The sequence below is a fragment of the Micromonospora arida genome, from assembly GCF_003857035.1.
Classification (GTDB): Bacteria; Actinomycetota; Actinomycetes; order Mycobacteriales; family Micromonosporaceae; genus Micromonospora; species Micromonospora arida.
The window spans coordinates 38795-56934 of sequence record NZ_QGSY01000173.1; the positions used below are offsets into that span (position 1 = coordinate 38795).

General features: G+C 71.2%; 19 protein-coding genes. 9 read left to right on the forward strand and 10 right to left on the reverse strand.

The genetic code is table 11. The features are described 5' to 3' along the window. Positions 1-13 precede the first annotated feature (13 nt). Positions 14-961 carry an ion transporter gene (locus DLJ58_RS15110; RefSeq protein ID WP_124856919.1) on the reverse strand — a complete coding sequence of 316 codons (948 nt, stop codon included), beginning with the start codon at positions 959-961 and terminating at the stop codon, positions 14-16. A 219-nt stretch (positions 962-1180) separates the two neighbouring features. Here DLJ58_RS15110 and DLJ58_RS15115 point away from each other — a divergent pair, with 219 nt between their 5' ends. Together DLJ58_RS15115 and DLJ58_RS15120 are read left to right on the forward strand one after the other, a co-directional pair. After that, entirely contained in the window at positions 1181-1867 is a 687-nt protein-coding gene (locus DLJ58_RS15115) for a TetR/AcrR family transcriptional regulator (RefSeq protein ID WP_124856921.1), read from the forward strand. Positions 1868-1986: 119 nt separating this feature from the next. Further along, positions 1987-2346: a hypothetical protein gene (locus DLJ58_RS15120; RefSeq protein WP_244218945.1), complete on the forward strand. Its 360-nt coding sequence runs from the start codon at positions 1987-1989 to the stop codon at positions 2344-2346. A 33-nt stretch (positions 2347-2379) separates the two neighbouring features. Here the strand turns inward: DLJ58_RS15120 and DLJ58_RS15125 are convergent, their stop codons facing one another. Continuing rightward, complete coding sequence (locus DLJ58_RS15125; protein ID WP_208741108.1) at positions 2380-2844, reverse strand: GNAT family N-acetyltransferase; 465 nt, start codon at positions 2842-2844, stop codon at positions 2380-2382. 180 nt (positions 2845-3024) lie between these two features. Next, positions 3025-3882, reverse strand: coding sequence for an SDR family oxidoreductase (locus DLJ58_RS15130; protein ID WP_124856923.1), 858 nt, complete (start codon positions 3880-3882; stop codon positions 3025-3027). Positions 3883-3978: 96 nt separating this feature from the next. On the opposite strand from DLJ58_RS15130, the gene DLJ58_RS15135 reads away from it, so the two are divergent. Further along, complete coding sequence (locus DLJ58_RS15135; protein ID WP_196924914.1) at positions 3979-4374, forward strand: winged helix-turn-helix transcriptional regulator; 396 nt, start codon at positions 3979-3981, stop codon at positions 4372-4374. Positions 4375-4378: 4 nt separating this feature from the next. Here the strand turns inward: DLJ58_RS15135 and DLJ58_RS15140 are convergent, their stop codons facing one another. Beyond that, positions 4379-5335, reverse strand: a complete 957-nt coding sequence (locus tag DLJ58_RS15140) for a DMT family transporter (protein WP_124856925.1) — start codon at positions 5333-5335, stop codon at positions 4379-4381. On the opposite strand from DLJ58_RS15140, the gene DLJ58_RS15145 reads away from it, so the two are divergent. Beyond that, positions 5334-6722 (forward strand): aminotransferase-like domain-containing protein, encoded by a 1389-nt coding sequence (locus DLJ58_RS15145; RefSeq protein ID WP_124856927.1) that lies wholly within the window; start codon positions 5334-5336, stop codon positions 6720-6722. The genes DLJ58_RS15140 and DLJ58_RS15145 overlap by 2 nt on opposite strands. Positions 6723-6763: 41 nt before the next feature. Here the strand turns inward: DLJ58_RS15145 and DLJ58_RS15150 are convergent, their stop codons facing one another. After that, positions 6764-7726, reverse strand: a complete 963-nt coding sequence (locus DLJ58_RS15150) for an AraC family transcriptional regulator (RefSeq protein WP_124856929.1) — start codon at positions 7724-7726, stop codon at positions 6764-6766. Between the two features lie 422 nt (positions 7727-8148). Between DLJ58_RS15150 and DLJ58_RS34575 the strand changes: the two genes are divergently transcribed. Together DLJ58_RS34575 and DLJ58_RS15160 are read left to right on the forward strand one after the other, a co-directional pair. Beyond that, positions 8149-8811, forward strand: a complete 663-nt coding sequence (locus tag DLJ58_RS34575) for a hypothetical protein (RefSeq protein ID WP_244218946.1) — start codon at positions 8149-8151, stop codon at positions 8809-8811. Positions 8812-9039: 228 nt separating this feature from the next. Next, on the forward strand, positions 9040-10551 hold the full coding sequence (locus DLJ58_RS15160) for a CehA/McbA family metallohydrolase domain-containing protein (protein ID WP_124856931.1): 1512 nt from the start codon (positions 9040-9042) through the stop codon (positions 10549-10551). A 91-nt stretch (positions 10552-10642) separates the two neighbouring features. Here DLJ58_RS15160 and DLJ58_RS15165 read toward each other — a convergent pair whose 3' ends face one another. Continuing rightward, on the reverse strand, positions 10643-11236 hold the full coding sequence (locus DLJ58_RS15165; protein WP_124856933.1) for a MarR family winged helix-turn-helix transcriptional regulator: 594 nt from the start codon (positions 11234-11236) through the stop codon (positions 10643-10645). Positions 11237-11350: 114 nt separating this feature from the next. Between DLJ58_RS15165 and DLJ58_RS15170 the strand changes: the two genes are divergently transcribed. The 3 genes from DLJ58_RS15170 to DLJ58_RS15180 all read left to right on the forward strand — a co-directional run bounded on the left by DLJ58_RS15170 (position 11351) and on the right by DLJ58_RS15180 (position 14875). Beyond that, on the forward strand, positions 11351-12928 hold the full coding sequence (locus DLJ58_RS15170) for an LLM class flavin-dependent oxidoreductase (protein WP_124856935.1): 1578 nt from the start codon (positions 11351-11353) through the stop codon (positions 12926-12928). Positions 12929-12992: 64 nt separating this feature from the next. Next, entirely contained in the window at positions 12993-13613 is a 621-nt protein-coding gene (locus DLJ58_RS15175; RefSeq protein ID WP_124856937.1) for an ArsR/SmtB family transcription factor, read from the forward strand. Further along, the gene (locus tag DLJ58_RS15180) at positions 13610-14875 is read left to right on the forward strand and encodes an MFS transporter (protein WP_124856939.1); all 1266 of its coding nucleotides are present in this window, start codon (positions 13610-13612) and stop codon (positions 14873-14875) included. The genes DLJ58_RS15175 and DLJ58_RS15180 overlap by 4 nt, the downstream gene beginning before the upstream one ends. Before the next feature lie 48 nt (positions 14876-14923). On the opposite strand, the gene DLJ58_RS15185 is transcribed toward DLJ58_RS15180, so the two are convergent. The 4 genes from DLJ58_RS15185 to DLJ58_RS15200 all read right to left on the reverse strand — a co-directional run bounded on the left by DLJ58_RS15185 (position 14924) and on the right by DLJ58_RS15200 (position 18010). Then, positions 14924-15619: an alpha/beta fold hydrolase gene (locus DLJ58_RS15185; protein WP_124856941.1), complete on the reverse strand. Its 696-nt coding sequence runs from the start codon at positions 15617-15619 to the stop codon at positions 14924-14926. 80 nt (positions 15620-15699) lie between these two features. Continuing rightward, on the reverse strand, positions 15700-16299 hold the full coding sequence (locus DLJ58_RS15190) for a DUF4291 domain-containing protein (RefSeq protein WP_124856943.1): 600 nt from the start codon (positions 16297-16299) through the stop codon (positions 15700-15702). A gap of 97 nt (positions 16300-16396) precedes the next feature. Beyond that, positions 16397-17434: an SMP-30/gluconolactonase/LRE family protein gene (locus DLJ58_RS15195; RefSeq protein WP_124856945.1), complete on the reverse strand. Its 1038-nt coding sequence runs from the start codon at positions 17432-17434 to the stop codon at positions 16397-16399. Positions 17435-17587: 153 nt separating this feature from the next. Continuing rightward, positions 17588-18010 (reverse strand): MmcQ/YjbR family DNA-binding protein, encoded by a 423-nt coding sequence (locus DLJ58_RS15200; RefSeq protein ID WP_124856947.1) that lies wholly within the window; start codon positions 18008-18010, stop codon positions 17588-17590. Positions 18011-18140: the final 130 nt, after the last annotated feature.

The following is an 18140-nucleotide window of genomic DNA, read 5'->3' on the forward strand; positions in this document are numbered from 1 at the left end:
CGCGAGCGTCGGATCACCGCCTGGCGCGGGCGTTGTCCCGGTGGGGTCGGCCGTGCCCGTCGTCCCGGTCGATGCGCAGCTCGCGCTCCAACTCGGTGATGACCGCCCGCAGGTCGTCCAGCCGTTGGGTGAGCGCGATCCGGTCCACCTCGTCCGGTACGCCGTCGCCGTCCTCGTCGTACCCGGGAGCCAGTCGCTCGGTCATCTCCAACCGGCGGGCCTCCTCCATGGAGTTCACGATGACCGCGATGAGGATGTTGAGCAGCAGGTTGACGGTGATGACCACGTAGCTGACGTAGTAGAGCAGCGTCCACGGTGAGATCGCCATGCCCTGCTCGATGAGGTCCGGCAGTGTCTCCAGCGACAACAGCACGAACAACGTCAGCAGCGATCGGCCGATGTCGCCGTACTCCTCCGGATACCTGTTGCCGAAGATCAGCCAGCCGGCCATGCCGTACACGTAGAGCGTCACCACGGCCAGGGCGAGGAACCCGGTGACGCCGGGCAGGCTGCGCCACAGCGCGGAGACGATGGTCCGCAGGCCCGGTGAGAACCGGACCAGGCGGACCATGCGGGCGACCCGGACGACCCGTAGCAGCGCCGGGTCGCCGTGCAGGCCCGGGATGAAGATCGCCGTGATCACCACGAAGTCGAAGACGTTCCAGCCGTGTCGGAAGAAGTCCTGTGGGCGCCTGCCGTAGGCGGCCAGCCGGACGGCGATCTCGACGACGAAGACGGCCCGGAAGAACAGCTCCAGCGCGTGCAGCGCGGTGCCCGCAGGGCTGAGATCGTCGTACGTCTCCAGGCCGAGAACGATGCCGTTGGCGAGGATGACCACGACGATGGCGATCTCGAAGGGCCGTGACCGGGCGAGCCGGTCGCAACGGTCGATCCAACCCGAGCGGTGCGGCGGCGGTGTGGATGGACCACCCCGCTGGGCGGGCACGGGTGCGTCACTCACCAGTCGGCCGGCTCGATGAGGCGCGCCGGGCCGGGGCCCACTGCCGGCCGTCGTCGTGGCGGTGCGGCTGGTGTGCGGGCATGCCCACCAGCCTAGCCAAGATCAACGACGCTGCGCGACCGCGCCGTCCGTGCGGCGTGACTCGTTCGCCGCGCGTCGGCGTGATCCGTGGGGCGACGACACAAATCGCGAACGGCGTTTGCGGTTTACAGTAGATCGGTGAGTGACGCACCTGCGGGCGGCCCCGACCGGCAGCCGATCTGGAGCAGGCCCGAACGCGGCAGCCGCGGCCCCGCCCCGGCGCACAGCCGGGACGCCATCGTCGTGGCCGCCATCACCCTGGCCGACACCGAAGGGCTGGCCGCGGTGTCGATGCGCGCCGTGGCCGCCGCGCTCGGTACCGGCGCCGGTTCCCTCTACCGCTACCTGTCGTCCCGCGACGACCTGCTGGACCTGATGACCGACCGGGCCGTGGGGGAGCTGCGCCCGTACCCGCAGGTGGAGGGCGACTGGTTGGAGACGATGGTGCTGCTGGGGCGCCGGCAGTTGGCGCTGTTCGGTGCCCACCCGTGGCTGCTCGAGTTGATCCACCGGCCGTCCGGCATCGGTCCGCAGAGCCTGGCCTGGTTCGACAACTGCATCCGGATCCTGGAACCCGTGCGCTGCCCCGTCGCCGCCAAGTTCGAGGCCATCGCGATGATGACCGGCGTGGTGAGCCTCTTCGCCCGCCGCGAGTCCCCCGCCGGGGCGTTCAGCTTCGCGGGAGTGGACCTCGCGGCGTACCCGCACCTGGTTGCGGCGTTCAGTCAGCCCTCCGGACCGGCACCCCGGGCGGATCTCGTCGAACGAACCCTGCGCAGTCTGCTGACCGGCCTGCTGCTCGGGGAGTCGACCGAGGCGGGCTGACCACCTCCGGCGTACCGGTGGTGTCTGCCGGTCCTCCGCCCACCTCGACGCCCGCTGGTCTAGGTTCTCGATGGTGAGCGGGACCAGGCGACCCCGCGCCAACTGCGGAGAGGTGCGCGATGTCCGACTCTGATCTTGCCGACCTGCGCCAACGGGCCAAGGACGGTGACCGGGACGCGGTCGACCAGCTCGTCGAGCTCGCGGGGGAGCGGGGCGACCTGGGCGAGTTGCGTCAGCTGGCCGAGGATGGCAACGCCGACGCGGCGGCCCAACTTGTCGAACTCGCCACCGAACTCGGCGACACGAAAGAGCTGCGGCGTCTCGCCGACCAGGGTGACCGGGACGCGGCTGACCAACTCGTCGAGTTGGCCGCGGAGCGGGCGGACGTCGGTGAACTCCGTCGGCTCGCCGACGGCGGGAACTCTGACGCGGCCGACGTCCTTGCCGAGCTTACCGAGGAGCAGGGCGAGGCGGAGTAGTCGGCCGGGACGCGGGAGCGCCCGCAGCCGGCGTCACGTTGCGGTGGTGAGATATCGGCGGTAACCGAGAGCGGACTGCGCGAACCCGATGGACGCGTAGAACCGGTGGGCGTCGGTACGCGCGGCGTTCGACACCAGCTGGACCTTGTAGCAACCGGCCGCCGTCGCCTCGTCGAGCGCCGCCAGCATGAGGGCCCGGGCGACTCCACGACGGCGCCAGCCAGGCGCGACCACCACGTTCTCCACCACCATGTACGGTCGCGCGCCGTGGGTGAGGTTGGGGGCGACGAGGGTGTCCAGGGTGCCCACGAAGGTGTCTCCGGCGACGGCCAGCAGGAGGCGGCGTCCGGCTTGGGCGTGCAGGTCGCGCCAGGCGGTCGCGAGCCGGGCGGCGTCCGGCCGAGCGTCGTCGGGAGCGAGTTGCCACAGCACGTCGAAGACCAGCTCGGGGTCGTCCTGCTCCACGGCGGCGCGGACCACGAGGTCGTCGCCCTTCACCGGGCGGACGCCGGAGTGTCCAGGTCGGACTGCAACGCGTGCCGACGTGGCGACCCGACGGGCCGGGAGAGCTGCTCATCGACGTGCCTCACCATGCCGCCGAGGATACGTGTGCGGCTTCAGCGTCGAGGCGGGCGACGGCGACCGGGCCGCCGCCGCCCGCTTCGGCAATGAACTCGGTCAGGCCCGCGCGGCCCGGATGGCGTCGCGCAGTGGGGTGCTCGGCCGGCCGAGCAAACGGCTGAGGTCGTCGCTGTCGGTTGCCAGTTCGCCATTGGCGATCGAGTGGTCGAGCGCGGCGACGAAGCCGGCGGTGCCCGCGTCCAGGCCGACGTTCTCCAAAGCGGAGGCCAGCTCGGCGGCGGACATGTCCTGGTGGACGACGGTGGTGCCGGTCACCTCCGTGACGGTCTCGGCCAGCTCGTCGAAGGTGAACGCGGAGCCGCCCAGTTCGTAGACGGCGTTGCCGTCTTCCTCGCGGGCCAGCGCGGCCACGGCCGCCCCCGCGTAGTCGGCCCGGGTCGCCGCAGAGATCTTGCTGCCGCCGGTGGCGCCGAGGATCGTGCCGGACCCCAGGTACTGCGGGAGCTGGTCGGTGTAGTTCTCGGTGTACCAGCTGTTGCGCAGCACGGTGTAGGGCAGACCGGACGCGGCGAGGACCTCCTCGGTGGCCTTGTGCTCCGGGGCGAGCGGGTTCGCTGTGGTGTCGGCCTTCAGGATGCTGGTGTAGATGAGACGCTCCACCCCGGCGAGCTTGGCGGCGTCGATGACCGCGGTGTGCTGCGCGACGCGCTGACCGGGAGTGTCGCCGGAGATGAGCAGCAGGCGGCGTACGCCGGCCACGGCGCCGGGCAGCGTCGACGGGTCGTCGTAGCTGGCCTTACGGATCTCGACCCCGCGCGTGGCCAGGTCGACGGCCTTCTCCGGGCTGCGGACGATGGCGGCGATCTCGGCGGCGGGTACTCCGCTGTCGAGCAACTGCTCGATCACCAGGCGGCCCAGCCGGCCGGTGGCGCCGGTGACGGCATAGGTGGGCATGGGAACCTCCGAGGGGTGGGAACAGATCAGTAAGCACTTACTAATCTACAGCACTAACCAATAGGCGGCATGAGATAGGCTGGTGAGGTGAGCGACATGCCGGCCCAGGACCCGGCGGGGCCTACCCAGGAATTCGTCAGCGATGTCTTCGCGCGGGGTTGCACCTCCCGTGCGGCGTTCGAGGACGTCACCTCGAAGTGGGCCTCGCTGGCCCTGTTGGCGCTCGGCGAGGGCCGCTACCGGTTCAACGCGCTGCGTCGCCGCATCGACGGGGTCAGCGAGCGGATGCTCTCCCAGACCCTGCAGACCCTCGAACGCGACGGGATGCTCACCCGCGAGGTGCTCACCGCGATCCCACCGCGCGTCGAATACTCGCTGACCCCGCTCGGCGCCCGGGTCGCCGAGCAACTGCGTGGCCTCGCCGATCTGCTGGAGGCCTCGGTGCCCGAGTTGCAGACCGCCCGCGACAGCCGCGAGCGCGACCGGGGCTAAGGCCTTAGGACGATCCCGCCCCGGCTTCGCGTCGCGCCATGACCGTCCGTGGGCTCTGGCGGATGCGCTGGGTCGCCACGACGCATCCCAGCACCACCAGCGCCGCCGCGATCGAGGCGGGGGAGACCACCTCGCCGAGCAGCAGCGCCGACCACCCCAGGGTGAGCACCGGCTGGGCGAGTTGGACCTGGCCCACCTGCGCTATGCCGCCCCGGGCCAGGCCCGCGTACCAGGCGAAGAAGCCCAGGAACATCGAGACCGCGGTGAGATAGCCGAACGCCGACCAGCCGAGAGCGTCGGCCTGCGGCGGACTGGCGGCGGCGGCAACGGCCGTGACGGGAACGGTGACGGGCAGCGAGAGCAGCAACGCCCAGCAGATCGTCCGAGCGCCGCCCAGCTCGCGGGCGAGCGCGCCGCCCTCGGCGTAGCCAAGGCCGCAGAGCACGACCGCCGCGAGCAGGAACAGGTCGGGCAGGGTGAGGGCCCCGCCTACCGCGCCGCTGGCGCCGAGAAAGGCGAGCACCGCCAGCAGTCCGCCGGCACTCACGATCCAGAACAGCGGCGGCGGGCGTTCGCCGGCCCGCAGCACCGCGAACACCGCCGTCATCGCGGGCAGCACGGCGATGACGACCGCGCTGTGCGCGGAGGTCTGGGTGAGAAGCGCCATCGAGGTGAACAAGGGAAAGCCGACGATGACTCCGAGCGCGACGATCGGCAGCCGTTGCCACTGACCGCGGGTAGGCCGCGGTGCGCCGGTGAGACGCAGGTACGCCCAGGCCAGCAGCCCCGCGCCGACAGCGCGGCCGAAGGCGACGAACCACGGGTCGAGCTGCTGCACGACGATGCGGGTGGCTGGAAGCGACAGGCTGAAGCCGAGCACGCCCAGTGCGCCGAGGCCGAGCCCGACGATCCGATCCGCTGTTACCGTGGTTCTGACAGTAGCGCTACTCTTGTCCCTCATGGAGAACGGTAACGCAGCCCAACGCGTTATCCAAGATCTGCGGAGTCTCGCTGCCGCCGCCGGTCCCGGTGCCCGGTTGCCCTCGGTACGCGAGCTGACCGCCCGACATCAGGCCTCGCCGGTCACCGTCGCCGAGGCGATCCGTCAGTTGGCGGCCGAGGGGCTGATCGAGGCGCGACCCGGCCGGGGCACCTTTGTGGCCACTCCGCCGGACCAGCCGGGCGTACCCGACCTGTCCTGGCAGACCGTCGCGCTCGGGCCCCGCCGGTTCGGTCAGGATGAGATGCAGGCGCTGTTGGCGCTGACGCCCGCCGGAACGATCCCGCTGTCCGGTGGTTACCTCCATGCGGACCTACAGCCTGCCGCTGCGCTCGGCGCCGCCCTCACCCGAGCCGCCCGCCAGCCCGCGAGTTGGCAGCGTGGGCCGGTCGAGGGTCGCGCGGACCTGCGCGCCTGGTTCGCCCGCGAGGCCGGGGCAGGGCTGCACGCCGAGGACGTGGTGATCTGCCCCGGCGGGCAGGCCGCCCTGTCGTCCGCGTTGCGGGCGCTCACCGCGCCCGGCGACGCCCTGCTCGTCGAGTCGCCGACCTACCTGGGTGCGTTGGCCGCGGCCCACGCGGCCGGGCTGCGGGTGGTGCCCGTGCCGGCTGACGCCGACGGGGTACGGCCCGACCAACTCGCCGCCGCGTTCGCCCGCACCGACGCCCGGCTCTTCTACTGCCAGCCCCTTTACGCCAACCCGCACGGCGCGACGCTGGCGGAGCACCGCCGGGCGCAGGTCGCCGAGGCCGTACGCGACGCCGGGGCGTTCCTGATCGAGGACGACTATGCCCGTGACCTCACCATCGACGGCCCGGCCCCGCCACCACTGGCCAGCGATGATCTCGACGGTCACGTCATCTACCTGCGCTCGCTGACCAAGTCGACCGCCCCCGGGCTACGCGTCGCCGCCATCGGAGCCCGTGGCCCGGCCGGGGCGCGACTGCGCTCCGCGCGGCTGCTCGACGACTTCTTCGTCGCCGGACCACTGCAACAGGCGGCGATCGACTTCCTCACCTCTCCGGCGTGGTCGCGGCATCGCCGGGCACTGCGCACGGCCCTCCGGACACGCCGTGACGCGTTGCTGACCGCACTACGTCGGCATCTGCCAACCCTTGCTCCCCAGTCGATCCCACGTGGGGGCATGCACCTCTGGGTGCGCCTCGCCGCCGGCACCGACGACGCGGCACTGGCCGCTGCCGCAGCGGCCGAAGGCGTCGCCGTCTTCCCGGGCCGGCCCTGGTACGCGGCCGAGCCCCCGGCCCCGCACCTACGCCTCACCTACGCGGCAGCCGCGCCCGAACTCATGGACGAGGCCGTTCGACGCCTCGCCCGCGTCCTCCGTTGAACACCGGGCGCGTGGCTGGTTGGCGTCCCTGGGCGCGGGTCTCAGGTGTTCAGCGTCTCGCGCGGCGGCACACCGAAGTTGGCGTGGTAGCGCGCGGTGAACCTGCTGTGGCTGGCGAATCCCCACCGGCTGGCGATCGCCGAGACCGTCTCCTGGCGCGGGTCGGCGCGTACCAGGTCGTGGTGTGCCCGGACGAGCCTGACCCGACGCAGGTAGGCCATCGGGGTGGTGCCGAGGTGACGGCGGAAGGCGAGTTGCACCGCCCGGAGGGAGACGCCGGCGGCGCCGGCGATGTCGGCCGCGCTGATGTCCCGGTCGGCGTGCTCCTCCAGAAACGTGATCGCCCGTCGCAACGTGGCGGTGGTGGCGTCGTTCCGGTCCGCGGCGGTCGGTTCGGTGAACGCGGTGTTGGGGAAGACCGCCAGCGCCGCCGCGGCCAGCATCCGGGCGGCGTTGCCGATCACCAGTGACTGTGCCCCGGCGGCCGGGCTGTTCAACACGATGTCGCGGACGAAGCTGGTGGTGTTGCGCCACTGCCGGGCGAGGGCACTGCTGGCGGCACCCAGTTCGGTGAACTCGATCCGACCGGGCCGGCGGGTCGGCGCGGTGGTGGCCACCTGCGCCAGCACCGACAGGTCCAGTACGCAGAGCTCCACCTCGCCGGGATGCCAGTGGATGGTGCACGGCTCCTCCGGCCTCGTCACGAGGAAGACATCGCCGGGGCCGAACCGGTGGGCCGATCCGGCGCAGGAGCGATCGCCGTGTGCGGTGCGAGCCCGACCGATGGCCAGCCCGCCGAGGGCGCTGGCGTCGATCTCAAGGTGCCCGTTCTGGCGCGTGGTCGCGATGGCGAAGGGGCCGGTGTCGACGCGGTGATGGGTGAGCCGATATCCGTTCCTGCTCTGAATACGCAGCTTCGGGTCGTACGTGGCGGAAAGGAATTCGTGGATGGTCGCCGGGTCACTGCTGTCGAACTCGTGGGTCTGCACTGGCGATGACGTCATCCGCTGTCTCCGTCCGGTGGAGGTGCCGCCGGGTGCTGGAACGGGTGCCGACGGCAGGTTCGGGACGTGCCGGGGTACTCGGCGGTGACCCGGCACATCGTTGGCCGGCGGTGCGGTGAGATGGAACGTCGCGAGCGGGACGGCAGCGACGGGTTGAGTGTGTCGGACCTGGTCTGACCAGTCAGCGAGTCTGAGACGCAATATCTGTAGATGGGAATGTCACCATACGACAATCACCGACGCGCCGTCCTGCGAATCACCGTGCTGTGTCGGCAGCTCGACTTCGTTTTCCGGCTAGCGCGCCAACTGGCTCTACGTCTGCTGTCCTAGCCACCCTCGTGGCCGACAGCGAAATCTTGTTCATGATTCGTCGGAGGATGACCGGGTCACTGCCGGGAGGCCGACCCACGGAGGGGGAAGCGTTGGACAGTACCGATCCTGACCGCGTCGTTCGGCTGGCCGTCGCCGAGGCGCTGGCCCGGGTGGCGGACGAGGACAGCCTGGGTCTGGGCGAGGGAGACGCGCTGGAGAGGCTCGGACGTGGGCTCCGTGAGGTGCTGCGCCGCGCACTCGACGACCGGGTGCCACTGACCACGCCGGAGTTCGTCGACCTCTGCCGCGATCTGGGCCTGCACCGTGACGCCTTCGACCTGCTGGGGCACTATCTGATGACCGCGTTGCTGACCCAGCACGTCGGACCGGACGCCCTGATCCGCGTCGGGGTGCTCTTCGGCACCGTCGGGCGCTACCTGCCCGGAGCCCGCCCGGTGGCCCACCGCAACGAAAGTGCCGCGGCGCGGCGACGCGACGTGCGCTCGGACAACAGCGTCGTCGGTCGGTACCGCCGCGCCAAGCTGCCGGAGCACCTCCCCAACCCGCCGAGTTGGACCTGCACCGGATGCGGCCGCGAGTGGCCCTGCGCCACCAAGCAGAGCCAACTGCTCGCCGAGTTCGGTGGCGCGCGCGCCTCCCTCGCGGTCTATCTCGGCTCCTGCCTCGTCGCCGCCGCTGAGGACCTGCCCACGGTGCCGCTACCCCGGGTCCGGCTCCGATTCCTGGGCTGGCTGCCGCGCGCCCGGATCTGACGGGCCGTCGACGGGCACCGGTCGTCCGGTGGCCCTGACCCGGACAGCTCGGTGCCGACTGGACACTGCGCGAGCACGGGGTGACCCGCTGCTGCCCAAGCCGGCGTTGCGCGCAGGTCGGGGCAGGGTGTTCATCGTGCGCACCCGCTGCGTACGGCGGCTGTTCACCGCCTTCTCCGAGGCTCCTTGATCGAAAGAGCATTCGCTTGATCGAGGAGAGGCTCTCAGGTGAGAGACAAGCATCCCGAAGAGACCGAGCACGCGCAGCTGTCCCGGCGCAAGCTGGTCAAGTACGCGGGCGTCGGCGCGACGCTGGCCGCGGCCAGCCCACTGGTCGGGGCCGGCGCGGCATGGGCCGACGAGGACCGCCGGCCGGGTGACGACGACAAGACCGACCGGGGCAACTCCAAGAACCGGGCGTGGCGTGCGGGCGACCACCACATCCACTCCGAGTACAGCGGCGAGTTCGACACCACGAAGTCCCCGATCGTCTTCCACAAGGGCGCGGACGCGGTCTACCCGATCGTCACCAACGCCATCATGGCGAAGAACTTCGGCCTGACCTGGGCGATGTGCACCGACCACGGTGGACCGACTCACTCGAAGGTGAACATCGAGCAGGCGTACCCCGACCTGCTGCGGTCCCGCAAGCTGGTCCCCGAGGTGCTCCAGTTCTGGGGTATGGAGTTCGACGCGCCCTCGCTGGACCACCACACGCTGATGATTCCGCGCCACGAGGACGAGGCGAAGCAGCTCTTCGAGCTGGAGAGCCGGTTCGCCAAGTACGACGCGTTCCCCACCGACCCGGCCCGCGACACCGAGGCCAGAATGGTGGAGTTCCTCAAGGTCGCCCGGGGCATGCCGCACAAGCCGCTGGTGATCGCCCACCACGCGTCCCGTTCGGCGCCCGGTCTCGGCGTCTACGGCCAGGACACCCCGCGCGAGTTCCGCAACGGCAACGACGCCGCGCCGGACGTCTACATCGGCTTCGAGGGTGCGCCCGGTCACCAGGCCGGCCCCCTCAACGGTGGCAAGCGGGGCGGCTACGGCAACCACCCCACCTACGGCGGCTTCGACCAGATGACCGCCCGGGTCGGCGGCCTGTGGGACTCACTGCTCGGCGAGGGCCGGCGCTGGTGGATCACCGCGACCTCGGACTCGCACGTGCACTGGACCCGGGGCGGCTCCGACTTCTGGCCGGGCGAGTACAGCAAGACGTACGTGCACGCCCGCCAGGACTACGGCGACATCATGGACGGCCTGCGCAACGGCCGGATCTGGGTCACCACCGGTGACCTGATCCGCAGCCTCGACGTCACCGCCAGGTCCCAGGGCAGGACCGCCGAGGTGGGCGAGACGATCACGGTGAGCCGTCGCAGCCGTACCGATGTCGAGATCGAGATCGCCTTCCGCCCGCTGGGTGGGGTGAACGCGAACGGCGACCGGCCCGAGGTCCGCCGGGTCGACCTGATCGTTGGTCAGATCACCGGCCCGAGCGCCAGCCTGGACGCCGACACCAACCCCACCACCAAGGTGGCGGCCCGGTTCGGCCCGCGGGACTGGCGTCGGCAGGGCGACAGCTACGTCATCCGGCACACCTTGCGCAACGTCGAGGCGGACACCTACGCGCGGGTGCGTGGCACCAGCACCGACGAGGCCGAGCCGCTCGCCGACGGGCTGGAGAGCCCGTGGGACGACCTGTGGTTCTACTCGAACCCGGTCTTCGTGCACGTGCGCTGACCGGGCGCGGTAGCGACATCGCGGGCCTGTCCGGCACCGCTCGACGGACGACGTCGGCGGTGCGGGGCGGGCCCGCGATGTCGCATCCAGGTCAGTCGGGCCTGCTGCGGCGGGCTCGGGGGGTGGCGGTTCGCCCGCTCCGCGCCGTCGCGGCGCCGGTCCGGCGCGCAGCAGGCGCCGAGTCGGCCTGCACCTGTGTCACCACCTCGCAGAGGTCGCGCAACGGGTCCACCGCCTGGGCCGAGCAGGCGACCTTCTGGAGCAGTGACCGCAGCGTCGCCGACTCGGCCGAAGTGAGCGCCCCCAGCAGGTGTGACTCGACCTGCCGCAGTGCCAACCGCCGCTGCTCCCACGCGGCACGGCCGGCGTCGGTGACCTCGATCAGCCGGTTGCGTCGGTCTGCCGGGTCCGCGCGCCGGGCGACGAACCCGGGCCGCTCCAGGTCATCGATCAGGTACGTGAGGACGGTGCGGTCGATGCCGATCTCCTCGGCGATCGCGCCCTGGTTTCGGGCCGGCCCGTTGCTGGCCGCGGTGAGCAGTTGGTAGCCGCGTGGGCCACCGGGGAAGTCGGTGAGCGCGTGCTCGGCCGCCCGGACGTAACCGCGGAAGACGATCCCGAGCATCCAGCCCAGGTCGTCGTCGAGCGGATCGGGCCGGTCCGGCCGGTGAGAGGCACCCGTCATCCCCCGACAATAGCGCAGTGAGCCAGACCTTGTTGGCAGAAGATGTTCTGTGTGGCATAAGGTTAAGGTTGCGACGCATCGTCCGAGGCGTCGGGAAAATCGGGAGGCTCGCAGATGAGCGACTACGGCCACGACCTGGTCTTCGGCTCCTTCGTCACGCCCAGCGCTGACAATCCGGACCGTACGGTCGGTGTCGCCGTCCTGGCCGAGCAGGTCGGGTTGGACCTGGTCACCTTTCAGGATCACCCCTACCAGCCGGCGTTCCTCGACACCTGGACGCTGCTGAGCTTCGTGGCGGCCCGCACCAACCGGGTGCACCTGGCGGCGAACGTGACGAACCTGCCACTTCGTCCGCCGGCGGTGCTCGCCCGCAGTGTGGCCAGCCTCGACCTGCTCAGCGGTGGCCGGATCAGCCTCGGCCTCGGGGCGGGGGCGTTCTGGGATGCCATCGAGGCGATGGGCGGCCGGCGGCTGACCCCCGGCCAGGGCGTACGAGCGCTGGAGGAGGCCATCGAGGTCGTCCGTCAGCTCTGGGACGTCGAGACGCGCGGGGGAGTGCGGGTCGACGGCGAGTTCCACCGGGTGGTGGGCGCCAAGCGCGGTCCCGCTCCGGCCCACGCGGTGCCGATCTGGCTGGGTGCGTACAAGCCCCGGATGCTCCGGCTCACCGGTCGTCGGGCCGACGGTTGGCTGCCCTCGCTGGGCTACCTCCAGCCCGGTGACCTGACCAAGGGCAACGCGATCATCGACGACGCCGCCCAGCAGGCCGGCCGGTCCCCGCGGGACGTGCGTCGGCTGCTCAACATCGCCGGAGAGTTCTCGGCCGTCGGGCGCGGCCCGCTGAACGGGCCCGCCGAGCAGTGGGCCGAGGAGCTGGCCGAACTCGCACTGGAGGAGGGCGTCGGCACCTTCATCCTGGGCAGCGACGACCCCGACGACCTGCGCCGCTTCGCCGGCGAGGTGGCTCCCGCCGTCCGCGAGCTGGTCGCCGCCGAACGTGACCGGGGCGCGGCTGCGGAGCGTACGCCGGAACCCGAGCCGGAGCCGGTCGCTGCGCCGCCGGTCCGGGCGAGCCGCGCCACCGCGACCGGTGGCGCGTTCGCCGTGGTGCCGACCCCGGACGACGGCGTACGGCGAAGCGAGCAGCAGGTGTGGGACGAGTCGACCCGGCCGACCGGGCCTGAGCCCGACCCGGAGCGCGCCTACACCCCGCAGGAGCAGGCCACCGGCGCACACCTCGTGCAGATCCACGACGGCCTGCGCGCCGAGCTGGCCCAGATTCACGACCTGATCGAGCAGGTGGCAGCCGGCGAAATCGACGCCGGTGCGGCCCGGTCCCACATCAATACGATGACCATGAGGCAGAACCGGTGGACCCTCGGCGTCTACTGCGAGTCGTACTGCCGCATCGTCACCACCCACCACACGATCGAGGACCAGTCGCTCTTCCCCCGGTTGCGGGCACGTGATCCCCGACTCGGCCCGGTGGTCGACCGGCTGGAGCAGGAGCATCACGTCATCCACGACGTGCTGGAGGGTGTCGACCGGGCCCTGGTCGCGTACGTCGGGTCTCCGGACGGCCTCGCCGAGCTGCGGGCCGCGGTGGACCTGCTGACCGACGCCCTCCTGTCGCACCTCAGCTACGAGGAGCGGGAGCTGGTCGAGCCGTTGGCGCGGTTGGGCATCGCCTGATCAACGGGGCCGCGGCGGCGGCTCGGGGTTGCCCCGATCCAATCTGAGAGACTACTCTCGAAACATGTCTCTCAAGAATCCGTACGGGGATTTCGAGATCAGCGAGCCGCAGGCGCTTCGGGCGCTGGCCCACCCGGTCCGGCTGGCGATCCTGGAGCACCTTCAGCGGCACGGCCCGGCCACGGCCACCGGGCTCTCGCCGCACGTCGGCGCCACACCGTCGGTGGTCAGCTGGCATCTGCGGCACCTCGCGACGTTCGGCCTGGTCCTCGACTGGGACGGTGCCACCAGCAAGCGGGAACGCTGGTGGCAGGCGGCAGCCCGAGGCTTCCGCTTCACGGTGCCGGAGGGCACCGAGGGGCAGTCCGCCAGCCGGCAGCTACGCGGCGAGATGTTCGCCCGCAACGCCGATGCACCCCAGCAGTGGCTGCTGCATGAGGAGCCCCGACTGGACCCTGAGTGGCGCACGCTGGCCGGCATGGCCGACACGCGGTTCGTGGCCACCGCCGACGAGCTGCGGCAACTGGAGGAGTCCATTGAAGAACTGATCGCCCCGTACGTGCGGCGCAAGGAGGGGGCGGCCCCGCCCGACGCGCGGATCGTCCGCATGCTGCGCTACCTGCTGCCCGAGCCGGGGGACGAAGCCCCGGCCGAGCCCGGCGACGACGACGCGGCCACGTCGTGACCGCCGCCACCGACGCCCCCGCCGACACCGGGCCCCCGCCGGCCCTGCACCGCGACCGGCGGTTCCGCACCTTCTGGATCAGCGAGACGATCTCCCACTTCGGCGATCGGATCAGTGAACTGGCCCTACCGCTGATCGCCGTCACCCTGCTCACCGCCACCCCCGTGCAGGTCAGCGTCCTCACCGCGCTGATCTGGCTGCCCAACCTGCTGGGCCTGTTCCTGGGCGCCTGGGTGGACCAACGCACCCACAAGCGTCGACTGCTGATCATCGCGGATCTGATCCGCGCCGCCGTGCTGCTCAGCCTGCCGGTGGCCTACCTGTTCGACGCGATCACCCTCACCCAGCTCTACCTGGTGGCACTGCTCACCGGCTTCGGCGCGGTGCTCTTCGCCATGGCGCGTCAGGCGTTCTTCGTCGGCCTGGTGCCGCGATCGGCGTACGTGGACGCGAACAGCAAGATGAGCATGAGCCGGTCGCTGTCCTTCATCGCCGGCCCGGCCGTCGGCGGTGGGCTGGTCCAGGCGCTCAGCGCGCCGGTCGCGATCGTCGTCGACGCGGTCTCCTTCCTCGGCTCCGCGCTGCTGCTCAGCCGCATCCCGGTGACCGAGCCCCCGCCGCCGCCGCGCCGGACGTCCACTCTCGGCCTGGTCCGCGAAGGGCTCGTGCTGGTGCTGCGGCACCCGGTGCTACGGGCCGCCCTCGGCTGCACCAGCACTGTCAACTTCTTCACCTTCATCGCTGGCGCGCTGCTGGTCCTCTACGCCAGCCGCGAACTCGACCTGTCAGCCGGCGCGATCGGCATCGCCCTCGGTTTCGGAGCGCTCGGCGGCTTCGCGGGCGCGGCGCTCGCACCTCGGGTCTCGCGCGCCATCGGCCTGGGCCGTACCGCCATGATCGGCGCGGTGCTCTTCCCCGCGCCACTGGCGCTGACCGCGCTGGTGTCCGGACCCACCTGGACGAAGGTCGCCATGCTGGCGGCCATCGAGCTGGTCTCCAGCGTCGGGGTGATGCTGATGGACGTGAACCTCAACGCCCTCATCATCGCCGTGACACCCGCCGACGCGCTGGGACGCCGGGCCGGTGCCTACAGTGCCGTCAACTACGGCATCCGACCGCTCGGTGCGCTGGTCGGCGGTGCGTTGGGCACCACCATCGGGCTGCGACCCACCCTGGCCATCGCCGGCCTGGGTGGCGTGCTCGCCGTGCTGTGGTTGCTCGCGTCACCGGTGCGCCGCATCCAGACCATCGACGCCGCCTGAGGGCAGCGGCGGCGCGGTGTCCTGAGCCGCGGCCCAGGACACCGCGGGTCAGGCGGCCTCGGCCAACAGGATCCGGGCCAGCTCGGTGGGTTGGGAGAACATCGGCCAGTGGCCGGTGTCCATGGTGACCAGTCGCCAGTGGTCACTGGTCAGCAGTTTCGCCACCGTGTCGTTGGGCTCAGGCCCGTCGAGCAGGCACTTGACGTACGTCGCCGGCAGCTCACCCAACGGCCGGTTCAGCACGGCCGGCTCGGTCAGCGTCGCCCCCGGATGCGGCGTGGAGCCCTCGATCAGCCGGGCGACCTGCTCGTCGGTGAGACCCTGACCGTCGAAGTCGGCCGCGCCGAGCGGAGCCCAGAAACCGTTGTTGTCGGCGATCTGCGCCTCGAAGGCCGCCTGACCCTGCCACCAGCCGGAGGCGAACGACCCACCGTCAACCGGCACCTCGGAGTCCACGAAGACCACCCGGGCCAAGCGGTCGCCGATCCGCTCAGCGGCCTGACCCACCGGAATGCCCGAGTAGCTGTGCCCGACCAACACCACGTCGCGCAGGTCGCCGCGCTCGATCTCGTCGACGATGTCCTGCACGTGGGTGTGCTGCCCGGCGGGCACGCCCTGCTTCTCGGCGAGGCCGGAGAGGGTCAATGCGTGGGCGCCGTGGCCGGCCTCCCGAAGTGGTGCCACCACCTCGTCCCATGCCGACGATCCCAGCCACGCCCCCGCCACCAGTACGAATTCAGCCATGGGCGGGACCCTATCGGCACCCTCCGACAGCCCCGATACGTCAGGACCAGGTGCGGGCCTGGGCCGGTGACCGCGAAAGGTCAGCCGGTGGCGTCGAGGTGGGCCGCGATCTGCCTCGGGAGCGGATAGCTCCGTTCGGCCGGCAGGTGGTCCGTGGCCGCCCGCACGTCATGGGCCCGCACCAGTTCCCGTACGCGGTGGACGGTGGGGGTGATGTCCGTGACGCTGACCGTCCAGTCGTCGACGTACCGGGCGACGGCTTCGCTGGACAGTCCGACCTGCAAGGACCGGTAGGGCAACGCGCTCAGGTGCAGTGTCCGTTCCGGATCCCACTGCACCCGTACCGGGCTGGCCCTGAGCTGCCGCGACCACGTCGCCCGGTCACCGTGCAGGCCCTGGTCGTAGTGACTCAGACAGGCTCGCGTCAGCGCCCACTCGAAGCCCTCCCGCGTGATGTCGATGGACAGCACGCGCTCCTGCCCAGGCTTGGTGGCCCAACCGCAGCGGTACATCATCCACAGGAACGACGGCTTGATCCAGGTCATCCGGTCACGCTTGAAGGGGGCCACGAAGCGACCGGCGGCCACCGCCGGCAGCGCGATCTCCGATGGGTACGCCTGGTACACGGTGATCGTCTCGGCCGAGAAACGAGCACGGATCTGACGGGCAGGGACGGACACCCTGCGATCTTCACCCATCCGGCGCATCCTCTCCACCGGGATTTCGTACCCGGCCGGGGGAGACCCGGTGCCGTTCGGCGGCTGTCGAATTGCGCACTCAGCCGTGGTCCCGGGCGGGCGGCCCGATCTCAACGGGCATCCGGTAGATCTGGACCGGGTATTCGACGGCCGAGACCCCGCCGTTGAGCCCGGCGGTCAGGTGCAGCTGGGCCGCCGGCATCCAGAGCCGGGCATCGGCGTCGAGCCACATCGCGTCCACCCAGGCCAGTCGAGGGTCGGCGACGAGCGTCCGTACGCTGCCGTCGGGTGCGAGGACGAGGACACGCCGCCGTTCCAGGTCGCTGAGATAGATGGTGCCGGCGGCGTCGATGGCCGTGCCGCCGGTGCTGGGTGTGTCACACCAGCGTTCGACAGTCCGGGCCAACTCGTCGGCGGACACCGACGGATCGTCCAACCAGCGGGTGGCGATCCGGGACATCCCGCCGGAGGCCGGCTGGTAGTAGAGCCAGCTACCGTCCGGCGACACCTCCAACTGGTCCACGTGCAGGCGTACCTCGGCGCCGTCCGGGTCACGCAGCACGCGACCGTCGGCGACCACCGGGCCGCCCGCCGTGCTCGGATGCCCGTCCAACACCCGTCTCGACCGACCAGAGTCGAGGTCGAGCACGATGAGGCCGGCCGCCCCGGCGTCGCTGAAATACGCCACCCGGCCGTTGAATCGGACGTCGTCGACGTAGCTGCCCGGGCGTACCGCCTCGTCGAGGTGGTAGACCCGCTCCACGCGGTCGTCGTCCGGGTCGACCGCGATCAGCCGAGCACCGCCGGGCACCTGCGCGGAACCGATCTGCGGCGCGCCCGAGTCGACGATCCACAACCGGCCGTCCGGGCCGCCGCGCAACCCGTTGACGTGGACGAACGCCCCGCTCGGCGATTGGTCGGCGCGGTTCCAGGCGACGTCGGGGTACGGGACACGACGACCGTCCGGCAGCACCTCCACCACCTGCACGCCGGGCCGATCCGCCAACGGGTAGCTCAGGAACACCCGCCCTCGCACTGTGGTCACGCCCGTGCACACCCGGTCCTCCTGAAACACCGGCGTCAACCGGTGATCCTCCTCGGTGGGCAGCGACGACATCGACCTGCTCCTCACCCGCCCGGCGGCGCCTCGGCTTCAGCCGGTAACCGACGGCTACGGCCGTCCGGCGCGGTATCCCCGGAGCGTGCCGGCCGAAACCGTCGGTCGCAGGACACCGCCGACGCTCAACCGGCGGCAGGATGCCCTCGGCGCTCAGCCGATCGGCGGTGCCGGAGGGATGACCCGGGCGGCGAGCCGCTTCGGGGCCATGACGCAGTAACTCTCGGTGAGCAACTCGCCCACCTCCTCCCAGTCGGTGTTCGCGTCCAGGACCATGCCCATCACGTTCGGGCTCCAGTCCGGTTTGTAGAAGGGGTGCCCCGTGGCCAGGAGCCCGGCGATCTCGTCGAGTGGCGACCGGAAGGTCAGCAGGCAGGCGGGCTGGCCGACTGCGGCAGCCCGGGCGTGCACCGGCTGGCGATCGGGGTCGACGGTGAGCACGTGGGCGATGGTCCGCTTGCGGATCCGCCAGCGGGTGCCCACCCAGGCGGGCTCCTCGTAGGTTTCCGGCAGCCCGAGACAGATCGGCCGCAGCCGGTCGAGGACCTCGGGCGGGACGTCTCCGGGTGCGGTCACGGACAACGACGCTAACCGGTCGGTGTGACAAGTTCCGCTCGTCGAACCCCGCCGGGGCCGGTGGTGCCCGCCCTGCCGATCCGCGAGGATGGGCGGGGCGACAGTGGGCCGTCGCCCCGCCCATCCTCTC

Coding starts and splice junctions, on each gene's coding strand:
- DLJ58_RS15120 (WP_244218945.1), top strand. CDS start 1,987: ATGTCCGACTCTGATCTTGCCGACCTGCGCCAACGGGCCAAGGACGGT.
- DLJ58_RS15130 (WP_124856923.1), bottom strand. CDS start 3,882: ATGCCCACCTATGCCGTCACCGGCGCCACCGGCCGGCTGGGCCGCCTG.
- DLJ58_RS15135 (WP_196924914.1), top strand. CDS start 3,979: ATGCCGGCCCAGGACCCGGCGGGGCCTACCCAGGAATTCGTCAGCGAT.
- DLJ58_RS15145 (WP_124856927.1), top strand. CDS start 5,334: ATGGAGAACGGTAACGCAGCCCAACGCGTTATCCAAGATCTGCGGAGT.
- DLJ58_RS15140 (WP_124856925.1), bottom strand. CDS start 5,335: ATGAGGGACAAGAGTAGCGCTACTGTCAGAACCACGGTAACAGCGGAT.
- DLJ58_RS15150 (WP_124856929.1), bottom strand. CDS start 7,726: ATGACGTCATCGCCAGTGCAGACCCACGAGTTCGACAGCAGTGACCCG.
- DLJ58_RS15165 (WP_124856933.1), bottom strand. CDS start 11,236: ATGACGGGTGCCTCTCACCGGCCGGACCGGCCCGATCCGCTCGACGAC.
- DLJ58_RS15170 (WP_124856935.1), top strand. CDS start 11,351: ATGAGCGACTACGGCCACGACCTGGTCTTCGGCTCCTTCGTCACGCCC.
- DLJ58_RS15175 (WP_124856937.1), top strand. CDS start 12,993: ATGTCTCTCAAGAATCCGTACGGGGATTTCGAGATCAGCGAGCCGCAG.
- DLJ58_RS15185 (WP_124856941.1), bottom strand. CDS start 15,619: ATGGCTGAATTCGTACTGGTGGCGGGGGCGTGGCTGGGATCGTCGGCA.
- DLJ58_RS15195 (WP_124856945.1), bottom strand. CDS start 17,434: ATGTCGTCGCTGCCCACCGAGGAGGATCACCGGTTGACGCCGGTGTTT.